Annotated in this window: 14 protein-coding genes; 13 read left to right on the forward strand and 1 reads right to left on the reverse strand. The window is 60.4% G+C overall.

From position 1 onward, the window contains the following. Positions 1-22: 22 nt before the first annotated feature. From AC1Q5W_RS10465 to ald, 8 genes are all read left to right on the forward strand, one after another. Positions 23-772 carry a pseudouridine synthase gene (locus tag AC1Q5W_RS10465; protein ID WP_492645561.1) on the forward strand — a complete coding sequence of 250 codons (750 nt, stop codon included), beginning with the start codon at positions 23-25 and terminating at the stop codon, positions 770-772. Positions 773-808: 36 nt separating this feature from the next. Next, positions 809-1,660 carry an EI24 domain-containing protein gene (locus AC1Q5W_RS10470; protein ID WP_492645562.1) on the forward strand — a complete coding sequence of 284 codons (852 nt, stop codon included), beginning with the start codon at positions 809-811 and terminating at the stop codon, positions 1,658-1,660. 3 nt (positions 1,661-1,663) lie between these two features. Then, positions 1,664-2,542, forward strand: a complete 879-nt coding sequence (locus AC1Q5W_RS10475) for a competence/damage-inducible protein A (RefSeq protein WP_492645563.1) — start codon at positions 1,664-1,666, stop codon at positions 2,540-2,542. 211 nt (positions 2,543-2,753) lie between these two features. Continuing rightward, positions 2,754-4,169, forward strand: coding sequence for a type I glutamate--ammonia ligase (gene glnA / locus AC1Q5W_RS10480; RefSeq protein ID WP_492645564.1), 1,416 nt, complete (start codon positions 2,754-2,756; stop codon positions 4,167-4,169). 184 nt (positions 4,170-4,353) lie between these two features. Next, complete coding sequence (locus tag AC1Q5W_RS10485; RefSeq protein ID WP_492645565.1) at positions 4,354-4,839, forward strand: hypothetical protein; 486 nt, start codon at positions 4,354-4,356, stop codon at positions 4,837-4,839. Between the two features lie 5 nt (positions 4,840-4,844). Beyond that, entirely contained in the window at positions 4,845-5,903 is a 1,059-nt protein-coding gene (glnL, locus tag AC1Q5W_RS10490) for a nitrogen regulation protein NR(II) (RefSeq protein ID WP_492645566.1), read from the forward strand. A gap of 27 nt (positions 5,904-5,930) precedes the next feature. Then, the gene (gene ntrC / locus AC1Q5W_RS10495; protein WP_492645567.1) at positions 5,931-7,445 is read left to right on the forward strand and encodes a nitrogen regulation protein NR(I); all 1,515 of its coding nucleotides are present in this window, start codon (positions 5,931-5,933) and stop codon (positions 7,443-7,445) included. Positions 7,446-7,556: 111 nt separating this feature from the next. Then, on the forward strand, positions 7,557-8,672 hold the full coding sequence (gene ald / locus AC1Q5W_RS10500) for an alanine dehydrogenase (protein ID WP_492645568.1): 1,116 nt from the start codon (positions 7,557-7,559) through the stop codon (positions 8,670-8,672). A gap of 57 nt (positions 8,673-8,729) precedes the next feature. Here the strand turns inward: ald and AC1Q5W_RS10505 are convergent, their stop codons facing one another. Beyond that, positions 8,730-9,524 (reverse strand): exodeoxyribonuclease III, encoded by a 795-nt coding sequence (locus AC1Q5W_RS10505; RefSeq protein ID WP_492645569.1) that lies wholly within the window; start codon positions 9,522-9,524, stop codon positions 8,730-8,732. 113 nt (positions 9,525-9,637) lie between these two features. On the opposite strand from AC1Q5W_RS10505, the gene AC1Q5W_RS10510 reads away from it, so the two are divergent. The 5 genes from AC1Q5W_RS10510 to AC1Q5W_RS10530 are packed head-to-tail and all read left to right on the forward strand — an operon-like array spanning position 9,638 to position 19,402. Continuing rightward, complete coding sequence (locus AC1Q5W_RS10510) at positions 9,638-11,191, forward strand: class I SAM-dependent DNA methyltransferase (protein WP_492645570.1); 1,554 nt, start codon at positions 9,638-9,640, stop codon at positions 11,189-11,191. Further along, positions 11,181-12,530 (forward strand): restriction endonuclease subunit S, encoded by a 1,350-nt coding sequence (locus AC1Q5W_RS10515; RefSeq protein ID WP_492645571.1) that lies wholly within the window; start codon positions 11,181-11,183, stop codon positions 12,528-12,530. The genes AC1Q5W_RS10510 and AC1Q5W_RS10515 overlap by 11 nt, the downstream gene beginning before the upstream one ends. A gap of 19 nt (positions 12,531-12,549) precedes the next feature. Beyond that, a complete protein-coding gene (locus tag AC1Q5W_RS10520) occupies positions 12,550-14,868 on the forward strand; it encodes a DUF8426 domain-containing protein (RefSeq protein WP_492645572.1) in 2,319 nt (772 codons plus the stop codon). Beyond that, complete coding sequence (locus AC1Q5W_RS10525) at positions 14,865-16,184, forward strand: McrC family protein (RefSeq protein WP_492645573.1); 1,320 nt, start codon at positions 14,865-14,867, stop codon at positions 16,182-16,184. The genes AC1Q5W_RS10520 and AC1Q5W_RS10525 overlap by 4 nt, the downstream gene beginning before the upstream one ends. Before the next feature lie 26 nt (positions 16,185-16,210). After that, the gene (locus AC1Q5W_RS10530) at positions 16,211-19,402 is read left to right on the forward strand and encodes a type I restriction endonuclease subunit R (RefSeq protein ID WP_492645574.1); all 3,192 of its coding nucleotides are present in this window, start codon (positions 16,211-16,213) and stop codon (positions 19,400-19,402) included.

Consider the following 19,402-nt stretch of genomic DNA (forward strand, 5'->3'; position numbering starts at 1 on the left):
CCACAGCGGCGACAATAGCGCCATGCAGCTACAGGACATTCTTTATTCGCAGGGCTTTGGCACGCGGCGCGTGTGTGCCGGCCTGATCCAGCAGGGTCTGGTGCAGGTTTATACGGAAAACAACGCGGAAGCGCCCGAAACCATTGCGCAGGCAGCTATGGAATTTGTAGCGGATGGCTTGCGCTTCCGGGTCCAGGGCGTGGACTGGCCGTACCACGAGAAGGCCTACGTGATGCTGAACAAGCCCACGGCCACCGAGTGCTCGCAAAAGCCGTCGACCTACCCCAGCATCTACACCCTGCTGCCGTCGCCCTTGCGGCTGCGCCCGCAGAAGGCGGCGGTGCAGGGCGTGCAGGCGGTGGGCCGGCTCGATCAGGACACCACCGGGCTGCTGCTGCTGACCGACGACGGCAAGTTCATCCACCGCATGAGTTCGCCACGCCACCACGTGCCCAAGGTCTACGAGGTCACGACCAAGCACGCGCTGGACGAGCGCCAGGTGCAGCGGCTGCTGGAGGGCGTGGTGCTGGACGACGACCCCAAGCCCGTGCGCGCCGCCGCCTGCGTGGCTGTGGACACCCACCACCTGCGCCTGACGCTGACCGAGGGAAAGTACCACCAGGTCAAGCGCATGCTGGCCGCGGTCGGTAACCGGGTGGAGGCCTTGCACCGCTCGCAAATTGGCGGGTTGCGTCTGCCCGACGACCTGGCACCCGGGCAATGGCGCTGGCTCAGCCCGGCAGACCTCGACAGCATCCAGCACGGGGCCTGAGAGGGCGCGCGGATGGCGCCGCGCTATGCTTGCGCCATGAACCTGCTATTTGATTCGTTCTGGCGTGCCGTGGCCTACTGTCTGCGCCCGCGCCTGATGTTCCTGTCGCTGCTCCCGCTGTTCCTGATTACCGGGCTGACTGTCGGCCTGGGTTACTTCTACTGGGAAGCGGCCATGGATGGCGTGCGGCAGTTGCTGGAGTCGTCTCCCTTCTTCAACAATGTCTGGGCCTGGCTCGACAGCATGGGGCTGGGGCGCTTCAAGACCGTGCTGGTGCCGCTCATCGTCATCTTTGGGGTGACCCCGCTGATCGTTGTGGTGTCCCTGCTGGTGGTGGCCCTCCTGATGACCCCGTTCGTGGTGCAGCTGGTGGCGCGGCGGCGTTTTGCCGACCTGGAGAAACGCAACGGCGCCTCGTTCTGGCGCAGCCTGGGGTGGTCGCTGGGGTCGACTGCGCTGGCCCTGCTGGCCACGGTGGTGTCCATTCCCCTGTGGTTTGTGCCGCCGCTGATGCTGGTGCTGCCGCCGCTGATCTGGGGGTGGCTAGCGTACCGGGTCATGGCCTTTGACGCGCTGGCCGAACACGCCACCCAGGAAGAGCGCCACACCCTCTTTCGCCGCCACCGCCTCCCGCTGCTGGGCATGGGCGTGCTCACCGGCTACCTGGGAGCCGCGCCCAGCCTGGTCTGGGCCTCCGGTGCACTCTTTGCGGCTGCGTTCGTTATCCTGGTGCCCCTGGCCATCTGGATTTACACCCTGGTATTTGCCTTCTCTTCGCTGTGGTTCGCGCACTACTGCCTGGCCGCGCTGCAGGACCTGCGTCGCGAGCGCGCGCTGGCCGAGAAGACAACCATCCCCCCTGTAGCCGAGGCCGTGCTGGCCGACTAGACCATGAACTTTGGACTCATCATCATTGGCGACGAAATCCTGTCCGGCAAACGGGCCGACAAGCACCTGGCCAAGGCCATCGAGCTGCTGTCGTCGCGCGGACTGCAGCTGGGCTATGCCGACTACGTGGGCGATGCCCCGGAGCGCATCACGGCCACGCTGAAGCGGGCGTTTGCGTCCGGCGATGCCGTGTTTTCCTTTGGCGGCATTGGCGCCACGCCCGATGACCATACCCGCCAGTGCGCGGCCAGTGCGCTGGGGCGTGAACTGACCCTGAACCCGCAGGCCGAAGCGCTGATCCGCGAACGCATGCAGGATGTGGCCCGGGAGCAGGGCGTGCCCTACGAGCCCGACCGCGACGACAACCGCCACCGCCTCAACATGGGCATGTTTCCGGTGGGCGCGCAGATCATTCCCAACCCCTTCAACAAGATTCCGGGGTTTTACTGCGAGAGTGGCTTGCACGCCGCCGGATCGCCCCAAGGTGCGAAGGCCTCCTCAGAGGGCAGCGACCCCCACGCAGAGTGGGAGCGTGGGGGCGTTTACTTCGTGCCCGGCTTTCCGGTCATGGCCTGGCCCATGGTGGAGTGGGTGCTGGACACCCACTACGCCCACCTGTTCGCTCGGGGTGCCTGGCGCGAGCAATCGGTGATTGTGTTCGGCGCCATGGAGGCCGCGTTGACGCCACTGATGGAAGCGATTGAGCAGCAGCACCCGGTGAAGGTGTTCAGCCTGCCCAGTGTCGACCATCCCGAATATGGACGGCATATAGAACTGGGTGTCAAAGGCGCCCCGGCCGCCGTGGCGGGTGCCTACGCGGCCCTGCGGGCCGGTTTGCAGGCGTTGCAGGCCCGGCTAGGCCCTGAATTGGTGCGGAATTAGCATTGCACCTATTTGGTGCAATATGCGAATGCGCATTTTTGGTGCATACCGGGGCGCCGGGATGGATCTTTGATGCCCGGCGGCGGGAAAACCACCAATCTCAAGGCAAAATAGGGCGCTTTGCCCGAATTGTCCGCGGGGTGACCGTTGGCACAAAAGCTGCATTGTGGACCGGGCAACATTTTTAACAACCGTGCAACAGGAGTATTTGATGGGCAAGACCGTCGCAGACGTGATGAAAATGGTGAAAGAGAACGAAGTCAAGTTTGTTGACTTCCGCTTCACCGATACCCGCGGCAAGCAGCAGCACACCACCGTGCCTGTTTCGCATTTTGACGAAGACAAGTTCACTTCCGGCCACGCGTTTGACGGTTCTTCGATCGCTGGCTGGAAGGGTATCGAAGCATCCGACATGTTGCTGATGCCCGATCCGAACTCCGCCAACATCGACCCCTTCTTCGAAGAAACCACCATCATCCTGACCTGTGACGTGGTGGAACCTGCCGACGGCAAGGCCTATGACCGCGATCCCCGCTCCATCGCCAAGCGCGCTGAAGCCTACCTGAAGGCCTCCGGCATCGGCGACACCGCCTTCTTCGGTCCCGAACCCGAGTTCTTCATTTTTGACGGCGTGCGCTGGAGCACCGACCCCAACAACACTTTCTACGAAATCGAAGAGTACGAAGCGCCCTGGAACACCGGCGCCAAGCTCGAAGGCGGCAACCGCGGCCACCGTCCCACCGTCAAGGGCGGCTACTTCCCCGTGCCCCCGGTCGACAGCACGCAAGACATGCGCGCCGAGATGTCCCTGATCCTCGAATCCCTGGGCATCCCGGTCGAAGTGTTCCACCACGAAGTGGCTGGCGCCGGCCAAAACGAAATCGGCACCCGCTTCAGCACCCTGGTGGAGCGCGCTGACTGGACCATGCTGCAGAAGTACGTGATCCACAACGTGGCCAACGCCTACGGCAAGACCGCCACCTTCATGCCCAAGCCCTACCACGGTGACAACGGTTCCGGCATGCACGTGCACCAGTCCGTGTGGAAAGACGGCAAGAACCTGTTCGCCGGTGACGGCTATGCCGGTCTGTCCGACTTCGCCCTGTACTACATTGGCGGCATCATCAAGCACGCCCGTGCCCTGAATGCCATCACCAACCCCGGTACCAACAGCTACAAGCGCCTGGTTCCCCACTTCGAAGCGCCTGTGAAGCTGGCTTACTCGGCCAAGAACCGTTCCGCTTCCATCCGTATTCCGTTTGTGGCCAACCCCAAGGGCCGTCGCGTGGAAGCCCGCTTCCCCGATCCCCTGATGAACCCTTACCTGGGCTTTGCCGCCCTGTTGATGGCCGGTCTGGACGGCGTGGAAAACAAGATCCATCCGGGCGAAGCTGCCACCAAGGACCTGTACCATCTGCCCCCCGAGGAAGATGCATTGGTGCCTACCGTGTGCCACAGCCTGGACCAGGCGCTGGAGCACCTGGACAAGGACCGCGCGTTCCTGACCAAGGGTGGCGTGTTCACCGACAGCATGCTCGATGCCTACATCGAGCTGAAGATGTCCGAAGTGACCCGCATGCGCATGTCGGTGCACCCAGCCGAATACGACATGTACTTCTCCCTGTAATGTGCGCTGCCGTTTACGGCAGCCCGACAGGAGCAAGAAAGGACGGCGCAGGCCGTCCTTTTTTTTGCAACCTAATGTTGCAATTCCCGTCCAATGCGGTGGGGCGCGTGGTGTTCCGGGTTTTTTGGGACTTTTTTGACGCATACTGGACAATCGGCCCGGCACTGGAGGGCATGGACACAGCATGAAAACCATTTATTTGATTCCCTTGGCAACCCTGTTGCTGGCGACGGGCAGTTGGGCCCAGAACCGCATCTACCGCTGCGGCAACGAGTACACCAACACCGTTTCAGAGGCCCAGGCCAAGAACTGCAAGCTGGTGTCCGGTGGCAACGTCACCGTGGTGCAAGGCCAGCGCCCCACGCGCGCGGCCGCAGCCAGCCAGCCGGGGCAACCGGGGCAACGCGTCGATGCAGGTGACCAGCGCGCCAAGGACTCGGATGCCCGCCTGATTCTGGAGTCCGAGCTGAAGAAGGCCGAAGCCCGCCAGGCCGAACTGCTGAAGGAATACAACAACGGCGAGCCGGAGAAGCTGGGCCCGGAGCACCGCAACAACCAGAAATACCTGGAGCGCATCGCTGAACTCAAGGCCGCCATCAGCCGCAATGAGAGTGACATTGCCGGCATCCGCCGCGAGTTGGGCCGCGTACCGGGTTCGACCGCGAAATAGACGGCTTGGACGCTTCCACCCGCTTCCAGTCGTTTGACCTGCTGGCCACCCTGGTGGCTGTGGTGGACGCCCATGCGCTGGTGTTGTTCTCCAACGCCGCGCTGGAAGACGCGCTGGGCACCTCCCGGCGCACGATTGTCGGCTCGTGCTTTTCCGACATGTTTACCGAGCGGCTGCAGCTGCAGAACGCGCTCGAAGGCGCGCGCGACAACGCCTTTGCAGCCCTGCGCTACGACGCCTGGCTCAAGCGGGCAGGGCAGGAGGCCATGCCGGTGCACGTCATCGTCACCCGCACCGAGTCACTGGACGAAATCATTGTGGAAATGGTGCCGCTGGAGCAGCAGACCCGCCAGGACCGGGAAGAGCGGCTGGCGGAGCAGGCCCAGACCAACAAGGAGCTCATCCGCAACCTGGCCCACGAGATCAAGAATCCGCTGGGCGGCATCCGTGGCGCGGCCCAGCTGCTAGAAATGGAGATGGAGTCGCCGGAGCTGACCGAATACACCCAGGTCATCATCCACGAGGCGGACCGCCTGCAAAGCCTGGTGGACCGCCTGCTGGCGCCCCACCGGCGCCCGCACCTGGTGGGAGACGTCAACATCCACGAGGTATGCGAGCGGGTGCGCTCGCTCATCCTGGCCGAGTTCCCCAAGGGCCTGCGCGTGGTGCGCGACTACGACATCTCCATCCCCGAGTTCCGTGGTGACCGTGAGCAACTCATCCAGACCGTGCTCAATATCGCCCACAACGCCTGCCAGGCGCTGGCCGAGCGCATGGCCGCAGGCGACGCGATGCTGACTTTTCGCACCCGCGTGACGCGGCAGGTCACTTTTGGCAAGCAACGCTACCGGTTGGCACTGGAATTGCATGTGATTGACAATGGACCCGGCGTGCCGGATTCGATCAAGGACCGCATTTTCTACCCGCTGGTGTCGGGCCGGGAGGGCGGTTCGGGCCTGGGGCTGACATTGGCGCAAACCTTTGTCCAGCAGCACCATGGATTGATCGAGGTCGACAGCGTGCCGGGCCATACGGATTTCAAGATATTGATTCCGCTTCCGTAATTGCCAGAACCAGGGGACTGATAGAACATGAAGCCGATTTGGATCGTAGATGATGACCAGTCCATCCGCTTCGTGCTGGAGAAGGCCCTGTTGCGCGAGCAGCTTCCCACACGCAGCTTTTCCAACCCGCGCGACGTGCTGGCCGCGCTGAACACGGCCGCCGACGATGAAGGCCCCCAGGTCCTCGTCAGCGACATCCGCATGCCCGGCGGCTCCGGACTGGAGCTGCTGGAAAAAGTGAAGGCCAAGTACCCGGGGCTGCCCGTCATCATCATGACGGCGTTCTCGGACCTGGACAGCGCCGTGAGCGCCTTCCAGGGCGGCGCCTTTGAGTACCTGCCCAAGCCCTTCGATCTGCCCAAGGCGGTGGAGCTGATCCATCGCGCGGTGGAGGAAAGCCAGCGCGAAGAGGTGAGCGAGGAACGCATGGGCGAGACGCCCGAGATGCTGGGCCAGGCGCCCGCCATGCAGGACGTGTTTCGCGCCATCGGGCGCCTGAGCCAAAGCAACGTCACGGTCATGATCACCGGCGAATCCGGTTCCGGCAAGGAACTGGTGGCCCGCGCCCTGCACAAGCACTCGCCCCGCGCCAACGGCCCCTTCGTGGCCATCAACACCGCGGCCATCCCCAAAGACCTGCTGGAAAGCGAACTCTTCGGCCACGAGCGCGGCGCCTTCACCGGCGCGCAGACCATGCGCCGCGGCCGCTTCGAGCAGGCCGATGGCGGCACCCTGTTCCTCGACGAAATCGGCGACATGCCCTTTGAGCTGCAGACCCGTCTGCTGCGGGTGCTCTCCGACGGGCATTTCTACCGCGTGGGCGGCCACAGCGCGGTGAAGACCAACGTGCGCGTGATTGCCGCCACGCACCAGGACCTGGAGCGCCGCGTCAAGGACGGCCTGTTCCGCGAAGACCTGTTCCACCGCCTCAACGTCATCCGCCTGCGTTTGCCGGCCCTGCGGGAACGTCGCGAAGATGTGGCCATGCTGACGCGGCATTTCCTGCAGCAGAGTGCGGGGCAGCTCGGAGTGGAGCCCAAGCGCATTTCGGAGGCCGCGCTGGCCTGGCTGGAAAACTTCAACTTCCCCGGCAATGTGCGCCAGTTGGAGAACATCTGCCATTGGCTTACCGTCATGGCGCCGTCGCAGGTGATCGAGGCCAAGGACCTGCCGCCCGAAGTGGGGGTGACCCGCTCCGAGGCCGCGCGGGACGCCGCGCCCGCGGCCCCGGCGCAGCCGGTTGCCGGTGCCGAGGGAGCCGCCCCGGCAGGCGCCGAGTCCGACCTGCTGGATGTGCCCGTGCGCCTGCCGGTTCCCAGCGGACCGCTGATGGGCTGGGAGGCCGAAATCGAGGCCGAGGCGCTGACCTTGCTGGGTGCTGGCCAGACCGACGTGTGGGACGCACTGACCCGCCGTTTCGAGTCGCGGCTGATCCTGGCGGCGCTGGCCCACACCAAGGGCCGGCGCATCGAGGCCGCGCACAAGCTGGGCATTGGCCGCAACACCATCACGCGCAAGATCCAGGAACTGGGGCTGGAGTAAAAAACGGCAGCCGTGCCTGCCCATGGGGCACGGCGGGCTTAAATCCGTGGCGTGGCGGGCGGCAATTGCGCACAATGGGGCTTCCTGCCAAACCCTTGCCGGAGGTTACCCATGCGCATCGGCGTTCCGAAAGAAATCAAGGACCATGAATACCGCGTCGGCCTGACGCCGGCCAGCGTCCGCGAACTGGTGGCCCACGGCCACCAGGTGCTGGTGCAGCGGGATGCGGGCGCCGCCATCGGCCTGGACGATGCACAGTACCTGGCCGCCGGCGCCGTGGTGGCGGACACGGCCGCTTCGGTGTTCGAGCGGGCGGAGATGATCGTCAAGGTCAAGGAGCCGCAGCCGGTGGAGTGCGCCTTGCTGCGTCCCGGCCAGATCCTCTATACCTACCTGCACCTGGCACCCGACCCCGCCCAGACCCGGGCGCTGATCGCGTCCGGGGCGGTGTGCATCGCCTACGAAACCATCACCGGCCCCGGTGGCGGTCTGCCCTTGCTGGCCCCCATGAGCGAGGTGGCCGGGCGCATGGCCATCCAGGCCGGCGCCACGCACCTGGAAATTGCCCACGGGGGGCGCGGCGTGCTGCTCGGTGGCGTGCCGGGCGTGGCTCCGGCGCACGTGGCCATCATCGGGGCCGGCGTGGTCGGCAGCAATGCGCTGCAGATGGCCGTGGGGCTGGGTGCGCGGGTGACGGTGCTGGATAAGAACGTGGACCGCCTGCGCCAGCTCGACCTGGTGTTTGGCAACCGCATCAGCACCCTGTACTCCACTGCCTCCAGCATCGAGGAAGCCGTGCTCGACGCTGACCTGGTCATCGGCGGCGTGCTGGTGCCCGGCGCAGCGGCGCCCAAGCTGGTCACCCGCGCCATGATCAGCCGCATGAAAAAGGGCGCGGTGGTGGTGGATGTGGCCATCGACCAGGGCGGCTGTTTCGAGACCTCGCACGCCACCACCCACACCGCCCCCACGTTTGTGGTCGACGGTGTGGTGCACTACTGCGTGGCCAACATGCCCGGCGGCGTGGCTCGCACGTCGACCTTTGCCCTGAACAACGCCACCATTGCCCACGCCGTTGCACTGGCCAACCGGGGCTGGAAGGCGGCGCTGCGCGAGGATGTGCACCTGCGCCACGGCCTGAACGTGTGCGAAGGTCACGTCACCTACGCCGCCGTGGCGCACGATCTGGGGCTGGCCTATGTCAGCGCCGACAGTTTGCTGAAATAACGGAAATTGCTGATTTAGCCCCGTGGACAGGGCGCATGCAGCTATCGAATCAATAGCTTATTCGATGGTCAGGACCACCGGGGCGTGGTCGCTGGGGCGTTCGTTCTTGCGCGGCGCCTTGTCGATGGTGCAGGCCGTGGCGCGGGCCTTGAGCGCATCGCTGACCAGGATGTGGTCAATGCGCATGCCGCGGTTGCGCCGGAAGGCAAAGTCGCGGTAGTCCCACCACGAGTAGCTTTTCTCGGGCTGCGCAAACAGGCGCAGGCTGTCGTGCAGGCCCAGCGCGATAAGCGCGCGCAGGTGGTAGCGCTCTTCTTCCGTGCAGTGGATGGTGTCCTTCAGGCCCACCGGGTCCCACACGTCCAGGTCATCGAAGGTGATGTTGTAGTCGCCCATCAGCACCAGGTTGGGGTGTGCCGCCAGCTCAGCCTGCACCCACTGGCGCAGGCCCTTGAGCCATTCCATCTTGTACTCGAACTTGTCGCTGCCGGGTTCCTGGCCGTTGGGAAAGTAGGCGCCAATGACCCGGATGCTTTGTGCCGTGCCACCGGCTGCCGCCGGCAGGGCGTAGGTGGCGGCAATGACGCGGGACATGTCGTCGGCAAACCCCGGAATGTTCTTCACCACGTCGCTGGCCGGCGTGCGCGAGAGCAGGGCCACACCGTTGTAGGTCTTCTGGCCGAACCACTGAGCAGAGTAACCCGCTGCTGCAATCGCCGCCGCCGGAAACTTGTCGTCCGTCATCTTCAGCTCCTGCAGGGCCAGCACGTCCACCGGGTTGGCGGCCAGCCAGTCCAGCACCTGGGGCAGGCGCACGCTGAGGGAGTTCACGTTCCAGGTGGCGAGTTTCATGCGTTTTACAAGTTACAGAATGGCATCCATGATAGCTACATCTCTTGCGTTCGCAGCCCGTCATAATCGCCAGAGAAGAACCAAAACCCATTGGTTCCAGGGAACCCCGATTCATGCTCGACGACATCAAAAAAACACTCTGGGCCACCGCCGACAAGCTGCGCGCCAACATGGACGCCGCCGAATACAAGCACCTGGTGCTCGGCCTCATCTTCGTCAAATACATTTCCGACACCTTTGCCGCCCGCCGTGCGGAGCTGACCACGCGCCTCACCAACCCGGCAGACGACTACTACTTTGCTGATGCCACGGCAGAAGACCTGGCGCAGGAGCTGGAAGACCGCGACTACTACAAAGAGGTCAACGCCTTTTGGGTGCCCGAGCCTGCCCGCTGGGAAAGCCTGCGCGCCGCCGCCAAGCAGCCCGACATCGGCAAGCGCATCGACGAAGCCCTGACGCTGATCGAAGCCGAAAACGCCAAGCTCAAAGGCATTCTGGACAAACGCTACGCCAGAGCCCAGTTGCCCGACGGCAAGCTGGGCGAACTGGTGGACTTGGTTTCCACCATCGGCTTTGGTGACAACCCCAGCACAGCACGCGACGTGCTGGGCCAGGTCTACGAATACTTCCTGGGCATGTTCGCCAGCGCTGAGGGTAAGCGCGGCGGGCAGTTCTACACGCCGGCCAGCATCGTCAAAACCCTGGTCGCCGTGCTCAACCCGCACGAAGGCAAGGTGTACGACCCCTGCTGCGGCTCGGGTGGCATGTTTGTGCAGAGCGAAAAGTTCATAGAAGCCCACGGCGGCAAGCTGGGCGACGTGTCCATCTATGGCCAAGAAGCCAACCCCACCACCTGGCGGCTGGCGGCCATGAACCTGGCTATTCGCGGCATCGACTTTAACTTAGGGAGGGAACCCGGTGACACCTTCACCCGCAACCAGCATGCCGATCTGCGGGCCGACTTCATCCTGGCCAACCCGCCCTTCAACATCAGCGACTGGTGGCACGGCAGCCTGACGGGAGACCCGCGCTGGGTTTATGGCGACCCACCCGCTGGTAACGCCAACTACGCTTGGCTGCAGCACATGCTGCACCACCTCAAACCCACAGGCCGCGCCGGCATTGTGCTGGCCAACGGCTCCATGAGCAGCAGCCAGAACAGCGAGGGAACTATCCGCGCCGCCATGGTGGATGCCGATGTGGTGGAGGTCATGGTGGCGCTACCCGGCCAACTGTTCTTCAACACTCAGATACCGGCCTGCCTGTGGTTCCTGGTCAAGCAAAAGCAGCACCGCAAGGGCCAGGTGCTGTTCATCGACGCCCGCAAGCTGGCCACCATGATCAGCCGCGTGCAGAGCGAGTTGACCGATGAGGTGATTGCGCGCATTGCGGCCACGGTGGCCGCATGGCGCGGCGAGGCGGATGCCGGCGAGTACGCAGACATTGCCGGCTACTGCCGCAGCGTGCCACTGGCTGAAATCGCCCAGCACGGCCATGTTCTGACACCCGGCCGCTACGTGGGCGCGGAAGAGGTGGAAGACAACGACGAAGACTTCGCCATCAAGATGCAGCAGCTCACGGAGAAGCTGAGCGAGCAGATGGCGAAAGGTGCGGAGCTGGACAAGTTGATTCGGCAGAAGCTGGGGGGGCTAGGGTATGAGTTTTGAATCACCAACAGATGCCGTTCAAGTAGCCCCCTATACAAGATGGAGTTATGTACGTTTGGGCGATCTGATCAGCCTAAGAGGAGGCCTTTCATACAAAGGAGAGGATGTCTCCAACATAGGGAACGCAATGATCACCATGGGTTGCATCACACCGAGTGCTCCGTTTAAATTTTCTGGCTTGAGGAGGTACAAAGGGACATTTGGACCACAACACCTGCTGCAAGTTGGAGACTTAGTAATTGCAACGCGAGATGTCACGCAAAATCGAGAGTTGATCGGCTGCCCCGCCCTAGTACCTTCAGGACTTCCTGGAAACGCAATCATCGCGGCCACTAATCTATACAAGGTGATTAACGGCTCAAATACGGAGAATAGATTTCTGTACTGGGTTATGAAATCCCCAGCTTATCGTAAGCAAGTTGTAGCCTCTGCCAAAGGCACAACAGTTGTCATGCTTACTAAGGATGCGGTGGAAAACTTTGTATTTCCGCTCCCGCCACCTGTTGAGAGAAGTGCTATTTGCGAGTTGCTATCCGGGCTAGACGACCGCATCACCCTCCTGCGCGAAACCAACGCCACGCTCGAAGCCATTGCCCAGGCGCTGTTCAAGTCATGGTTTGTCGATTTCGACCCCGTGCGCGCCAAGATGGAAGGGCGTGTGCCCGAAGGCATGGACGAGGCCACAGCGGCGCTATTTCCGGATGCGTTGGTGGAGTCGGAGTTGGGGTTGGTGCCGGAGGGGTGGGCGGTCATGCCGGTTGGTGATGCGGTGGACGCTGTTGGTGGCGCAACACCCGACACCAAAAACTCCGCCTATTGGGAACCAGCGGCTCACTGCTGGACTACCCCCAAGGACCTATCGGGCATTCCTTCGCCGGTGCTGCTCGACACGGAGCGGAAACTAAGCGACGAAGGCTTGGCGAAGATCGGCTCAGGCCTGCTGCCTGCAGGCACGCTCTTGTTATCTTCGAGAGCGCCAATTGGCTATTTAGCGCTGGCCCAAGTGCCACTGGCCATCAATCAGGGCTATATCGCGATGCTGCCGGATGGCCTCTTGCCACCTTTGTACATGTTGTTCTGGTGCCAACTGAACATGGAAACAATCAAAGGGCGGGCCAACGGATCAACGTTCATGGAGATCAGCAAAAAAGCATTTCGTCCGATTCCGGCGTTGGTGCCGCCGCCAGAGTTGGTTTCTGGGTTTACCAATATTGCAGAGGCTTTGTTTGGGCGGTTGGTGGAAAACGAAAAGCAAGCCCAAACCCTCGCAACCCTCCGCGATACCCTGCTCCCCCGCCTGATTTCGGGCCAGTTGCGCGTAAGTGAACTTTCCGAATAGTCCAAACCTGGAACTCCATATGGCATTTGTACCCAACGAGAAATTTTCCGATCTATTGGCTCTACTCAAAGCGGGTGGTACATCTATTCCGCGCAGCCAGACCCCCGAGTGCATTGCATTTGCAAAGGCATACCCGTCCAACTCGTTGGAGACACTGACGCTTGACCAGTATTGCGTTGGGAAGAAGTCGCAGGACAGCTTTTGCTGGTGGATAGAACGCGGTCTTCAGCCAGTGCTGGGTCGCTATATGCCTGGAACTTCCCGAGGCCATATCGTCTACTTCAAGCCGGATGGGACGGTTTACAAGAACCGCAAGTTGCAAGACCTCTCGGATACAGAAGCACTCCAATACACCTTAAAGATTCAGTCTGCCATTGCCAATGCAGACATTTCCAAAGACCTCAGTTGGATCGACGATGACGAGCAGCTATATAAGCGTGCGGGTGTGGCACCCCGTGTCACTATTGGCGACGGTCGGAAGCTGCGTATCCTGAGTTGCTATAACCCGGACGCAGTGTTGCCGATTTCATCATCGAATCACGTGAAGCACTTTCTGGAATTGTTTGGCTGTCCAGTTGCAGACATTCCCAAGGTTGAGCAGCCCGTAGCGCGCTCAATGTTGTTGCGTGAACTGTTTTTTGCCGCTCAAAAACAGATTCCTGGCGTTACGCCATACGACTTCATGCATGTCTTGTACAGCCCTACTGCTGGATTCGCTCCGGTCAAGGAGGCAAGTGCAGATGTGGAGGATGATTCTGACGAAGAATCGGCCCTTGCTCCCTCGGTTCCTGATGATGAGGATTCTGAGCTTCCTACTGGACTGAATACGATTCTTTACGGCCCACCGGGTACGGGAAAAACGTTCACGACCATAGATGAAGCGATCAAGATTCTCGACCCCGAGTTCTATGCCAAGAACGAGAGTGAGCGTGAGTCACTCAAGGAACGGTTTGACGATCTGGTTGCTAGCAATCGAATCCGGTTCGTGACGTTTCACCAGAGCTTTAGCTACGAAGACTTCGTGGAAGGCTTGCGCGCAGAAACTGATGAAGCGGAAGGCGGCCAAATTCAATATGTGATTGAGAAAGGGGTTTTCAAAGCGATCTGTGAAGACGCGAGCAAACCCATTCAGAGTGCGACCGCGAAACTGGGTGTTAGCGACAGCCCTCGCATCTGGAAAATTTCCATTGAGGGAACTGGTGACAGTGCCACGCGCCAATACTGTTTGAAGCATGGCGAAGCCCGAATCGGGTGGGGCCACGTCGGCGATCTGAAGACGGCGCAACTGAGTAACCAGTCTTTTGAATTGGGATCGAACGATAGAAGCACACTCGAACTTTTTGGCAACGAGATTGCCGTTGGCGATGTCTTGCTTTGCATTGGAAGCAACACGGAGGTGGCTGCAGTTGGCATCGTCAGTGGCAACTACCGCTACGAAGCAACCGTGCCCAGTGGGGTACGAGCAGATTACAAGAACGTTCTGCCAGTTAACTGGATAGTGACCGATTGCAACTTTTCGATACTGAACCTCAACAGCCAGAAACGCTTTACGTTAAAGACGGTCTACGAGATTACCCGCTTCAATTGGTCCGAATTGCTGGAAGGTCTACGTGCAGCGGGTGTTGATTTGAAAGCTGTTGGACCTACCGAGATCAACTCAGCTTCTTTTGTGCTGATCATTGATGAAATCAACCGTGGAAACGTTTCCCGCATATTTGGTGAACTCATCACGCTCATTGAACCCAGCAAGCGCCTTGGTGCGAAAGAGTCTTTGACCGTCACATTGCCCTACTCAAAGAAGCCATTTGGCGTTCCCAAGAACGTCTACTTGATTGGTACGATGAACACTGCTGACAAGTCGTTGACTGGCATCGACATTGCATTGCGCCGCCGATTTGTCTTTAAGGAAATGCCTGCTAAGCCTGAGTTGCTGGACAAATTGACTATTTCCGGACTGTCCATAGGTCAGATGCTGCGGGCGATTAATCAGCGCATTGAAGTGCTACTCGACCGGGATCACTGCATTGGCCATGCTTACTTTCTGCCACTAGAAAAGGACCGATCCATTGAGCGTTTGTCGGCAATATTCAAGCAGCAGGTTTTGCCGCTCCTTCAGGAGTATTTCTTTGAAGACTGGGAGCGCATTGGCTGGGTGTTGAATGATCAACGCACCAAGGTTGAGCCATTCATTCGGTCTGGCGGTCTTGGCTCAAAGTCATTGGCAAAACTGTTTGGTTCAGAAGTGGCGGGCGGCCTTCGTGACACGCGATGGACGGTGAATGACGCTGCTTTCACATCAATTGGCAGTTACATCAACATCATTGGAGCCTCAGAGTGATTGTGCAATCAGTTGTGGTGCGCGAGTACGCACGCCTCACAACTGAAGATGTGGCCGGCACGTCCATTGAGAGCACGCTTGATCGGGCGCAGATTTCACAGTCTGCTTTCGATTGGATATGTAAATTAAACCAACGGTTTAGTGCGGCTGGCACATCACTTGCCGTAGTTGAGGGGCGGACTTGGTTGCGTCTGGATAAACATGTCGGGGTCATTGAGACTCCGTGCGGCACGCGGATTGAAATCCTGCCAAAACATCATGAGTCCGGCGACGTGGCTCACGAAAGCAGAGCACTATTGCAACGAATGATTGCGGCGTCGCTTGATCTTCCAGTCCGTGAGGTCGGAACAGCGGACCTGCAGCTATTCGATGCACCACTGACTGAATGGGTCATGGGACGGTTCTTGGCTGCTCTTGAGCGCATTGTTAAAGCAGGCATTCGCTTCGACTACCGTCGCGTAGAGGAAGAACAACGCTACATGCGCGGGCAACTGAACACCGTGCGTCAAATGCGACAGCCACCGGGCAAACAGCATTACTTTCATATTCGGCATGATGTTTTCGACCCCGATGGTGCTGAAAATCGGCTGTTGAAGTTGGCACTGGAGCAGGTATCGAAGTCCACTCGGGACGCTGGAAACTGGAAACTGGCTGGTGAATTGCGTAGCCTCATGAGTGAGATTGACTCCAGCAAGGACGTGACTGGTGACTTCAAACGGTGGCGCAATGAAAGACTCATGAGCCATTACCGCCTGGTTAAACCGTGGTGCGAACTGATCTTGAACCAGCAAATGCCAGTTTCCGTTGCTGGCGACTGGCATGGCCTGAGTCTGCTCTTTCCAATGGACAAGCTGTTTGAGAGGTACGTGGCAGCATGGTTGCGCCGCAGTATTCCGCCAACGATTCGACTAAGAAGCCCTGCCGCTAGTGAGTACCTAACAGTGCATGACGGCGACAAGATGTTCAGGTTGGAGCCTGATCTATTGCTGGAATCCAGCAGTCATAGGTGGGTATTGGATACCAAGTGGAAGAAGTTGGATTCCACAGATCGAAGCAACAAATACGGTTTGAGTCAGGGCGACTTCTACCAACTCTATGCCTACGGAAAGAAGTACCTCGCTGGTCAGGCATCGAGCGAACTTGTGCTTATCTATCCGGCGACAGAATCTTTTCCAAAGTCGCTGCCTGTGTTTGATTATGGCGATGGGATGAAGCTCTGGGTTCTACCCTTTGACCTAGCGGATCAGGTTCTAATTGAATCTGAGAAAACGACACTTCCAGTCAGAATTCAAGCAATGGAAAAGAAGACTGCGTAGCCGAGCGCCATTCAGGGAAAGATGCAATGACCGAAGACCAACTAGAGCAAGAAGCCCTTGGCTGGCTGACCGACGTGGGTTACACCCACCTCTACGGGCCGGACATTGCGCACGACGGCATTTCCCCCGAGCGTGCCGATTACCGCCAGGTGGTCTTGCCGCTTCGGCTGCGCGAAGCCATCAACCGGCTGAACCCCGACATTCCCGCTGCCGCCCGCGAGGATGCGTTCAAAAAAATCACCGACTTGGGGCTGCCGGTCTTGCTGTCGGCCAACCAGCACTTTCACCGCATGCTGGTGACGGGTGTGCCGGTGCAGTACCAGCTGGCAGGTGAAACGCGGGGTGACTTTGTTCGCCTGATCGACTGGGCGCAGCCTGCGCGCAACGAGTGGCTGGCGGTGAACCAGTTTTCCATTCGCGGCCCGCACCACACGCGCAGGCCCGACATCATTTTGTTCATCAACGGCTTGCCGCTGGTGCTGATGGAGCTGAAGAACCCGGCCGACCTGAACGCGGATGTGTGGAAGGCGTACGACCAGATTCAGACTTACAAGGCGCAAATAGCGGATACCTTCCAGTACAACGAGGTGCTGGTCATTTCTGACGGCACCGAGGCCTTGCTGGGCTCGCTGTCTGCCGATGCCGAGCGCTTTATGGCGTGGCGCACGATTGATGGCGTCACCCTCGACCCGCTGGGGGCATTCAACGAACTGCAAACCTTGGTGCGTGGCGTGCTGGCGCCGCAATACCTGCTGGACTACCTGCGTTACTTTGTGCTGTTTGAAGACGACGGCGCGCTGGTCAAGAAGATTGCCGGCTACCACCAGTTCCACGCGGTGCGCGCGGCCATTGTTCAGGTGGTGGAAGCATCGCGCCCCGGCGGAAATCAAAAAGGCGGCGTGGTCTGGCACACGCAGGGCAGTGGCAAGAGCATCACCATGACCTGCTTTGCTGCTCGCGTGATGCAGGAGCCCGCCATGGAGAACCCCACCATTGTGGTCATCACCGATCGCAATGATCTGGATGGGCAGCTCTTTGGCGTGTTCAGCCTGGCGCAGGACCTGCTGCGGGAGCAACCGGTGCAGGTCAGCACCCGGCAAGATCTGCGCGCCAAGTTGGCCAACCGGCCATCGGGCGGCATTGTGTTTTCCACCATTCAGAAGTTCATGCCGGGTGAAGACGAAGACACGTTCCCCGTGCTGTCAGACCGCCACAACATTGTGGTGATTGCAGACGAAGCCCACCGCACGCAATACGGTTTTGAGGCCAAATTAAAGACGCGAAAAGTGCCGTCAACCGGCGTAGAACCTGTGCAGGCAGCTACTAATGTGATAGCAACTAGCGATGGTGTGGTGACGCCACACCGCGCGGAGTTGGCCCCACCTGCGTATGTGGAGTGGTATGAAGCGGGCTACGCCCAGCACCTGCGCGATGCATTGCCCAACGCCACCTTTGTTGCCTTTACCGGAACGCCCGTCAGCAGTGAAGACCGCGACACCCGGGCCGTGTTTGGCGACTACATCCATGTCTACGACATGCAACAGGCCAGGGAAGACGGCGCTACCGTTGCCATCTACTACGAGAGCCGCCTGGCCAAGCTCAGCCTGGGTGCTGCCGACATGGCCGCGATGGACGTAGAAGTAGACGAACTGGCCGAAGACGAGGAAGAAACCACCCAGTCCCAACTCAAGAGCCGATGGGCCGCGCTGGAGAAGGTGGTGGGTGCGCAGCCCCGTGTGGTCAGCGTGGCCGCTGATTTGGTGGCCCACTTTGAGGAACGCAACAAGGCGCAGACCGGCAAAGCCATGGTGGTGGCCATGAGCCGCGAGATTTGCGTGCACCTGTACGACGAAATCATCAAGCTGCGACCGGACTGGCACAGTGCCGACCCCGAGCAGGGCGCGGTCAAGATCATCATGACCGGTTCGGCCAGCGACAAGGCGCTGTTGCGGCCGCACATCTACAGCGCGCAAACCAAGAAGCGACTGGAAAAACGTTTCAAAGATCCGGCCGACCCGTTGCGCCTGGTCATTGTGCGAGACATGTGGCTCACCGGCTTTGATGCCCCGTGCGTACACACCCTGTACGTGGACAAGCCCATGAAGGGCCACAACCTGATGCAGGCCATTGCGCGCGTCAACCGGGTGTTCAAGGACAAGCAGGGCGGCCTGGTGGTGGATTACATCGGCATTGGCAACGAGCTCAAAGCCGCCATGAAGGAGTACACGGCCAGCAAGGGCCGCGGCAAGCCGACGGTGGATGCCCATGAAGCCTATAGCGTGCTGATGGAAAAGATGGACGTGTTGCGCGCCATGCTGCACGGCTTTGATTATCAAAACTTCCTGACCGCAGGGCACCGCATGCTGGCCGGTGCGGCCAACCATGTGCTCGGCATCAAAGACGGCAAGAAACGGTTTGCCGACGTGGCGCTGGCCATGGCCAAGGCATTTACGCTGTGCTGCACGCTGGATGAAGCCAAGGCGGTGCGGGAAGAGGTGGCTTTTTTGCAGGGCGTGAAGGTCATCCTGACCAAGCGCGACATTACCGCCCAACGCCGTACCGACGAGGCACGCGAGTTTGCCATCCGCCAGATCATCAACTCTGCGGTGGTATCCGAAAGCGTGGTGGACATATTCGACGCGGTGGGCTTGGAGAAGCCCAACATTGGCCTGCTGGATGATGAATTTCTGGCGCAGGTGCGCAACCTGCCGGAGAGGAACCTGGCTGTGGAACTGTTGGAGCGCTTGCTGGAAGGCGAAATCAAGAGCCGCTTTGCCAGCAACGTGGTGCAGGACAAGAAGTTCTCCGAGATGCTGGCCAACGTCATCACCCGTTACCAGAACCGATCCATTGAAACCGCACAGGTCATGGAAGAACTGGTGGCCATGGCGAAGAAGTTCCGCGAAGCGGCCGCGCGGGGCGAGGCCTTGGGCTTGTCCGAAGACGAGGTGCGCTTTTACGACGCCCTGGCGAACAACGAATCAGCGGTACGGGAGTTGACCGACGAGACGCTGAAGAAAATTGCACACGAGCTGACCGAGAACCTGCGGCAAAACCTGAGTGTGGATTGGTCCGAGCGCGAAAGCGTGCGTGCCAAATTGCGGCTGATGGTCAAGCGGATATTGCGCAAGTACAAGTACCCGCCTGATTTGCAGGATGCCGCGGTGGAACTGGTGCTGCAGCAGGCGCAGGCGCTGGGCGAGAGCTGGGGCGAGTAA

The organism is Rhodoferax sp. MLSD5-FHT05B10 (genome assembly GCF_058793415.1).

Coding starts and splice junctions, on each gene's coding strand:
- AC1Q5W_RS10470 (WP_492645562.1), top strand. CDS start 809: ATGAACCTGCTATTTGATTCGTTCTGGCGTGCCGTGGCCTACTGTCTG.
- AC1Q5W_RS10475 (WP_492645563.1), top strand. CDS start 1,664: ATGAACTTTGGACTCATCATCATTGGCGACGAAATCCTGTCCGGCAAA.
- AC1Q5W_RS10515 (WP_492645571.1), top strand. CDS start 11,181: ATGAGTTTTGAATCACCAACAGATGCCGTTCAAGTAGCCCCCTATACA.
- glnA (WP_492645564.1), top strand. CDS start 2,754: ATGGGCAAGACCGTCGCAGACGTGATGAAAATGGTGAAAGAGAACGAA.
- ntrC (WP_492645567.1), top strand. CDS start 5,931: ATGAAGCCGATTTGGATCGTAGATGATGACCAGTCCATCCGCTTCGTG.
- AC1Q5W_RS10485 (WP_492645565.1), top strand. CDS start 4,354: ATGAAAACCATTTATTTGATTCCCTTGGCAACCCTGTTGCTGGCGACG.
- AC1Q5W_RS10530 (WP_492645574.1), top strand. CDS start 16,211: ATGACCGAAGACCAACTAGAGCAAGAAGCCCTTGGCTGGCTGACCGAC.
- AC1Q5W_RS10465 (WP_492645561.1), top strand. CDS start 23: ATGCAGCTACAGGACATTCTTTATTCGCAGGGCTTTGGCACGCGGCGC.
- AC1Q5W_RS10510 (WP_492645570.1), top strand. CDS start 9,638: ATGCTCGACGACATCAAAAAAACACTCTGGGCCACCGCCGACAAGCTG.
- ald (WP_492645568.1), top strand. CDS start 7,557: ATGCGCATCGGCGTTCCGAAAGAAATCAAGGACCATGAATACCGCGTC.
- AC1Q5W_RS10505 (WP_492645569.1), bottom strand. CDS start 9,524: ATGAAACTCGCCACCTGGAACGTGAACTCCCTCAGCGTGCGCCTGCCC.
- AC1Q5W_RS10520 (WP_492645572.1), top strand. CDS start 12,550: ATGGCATTTGTACCCAACGAGAAATTTTCCGATCTATTGGCTCTACTC.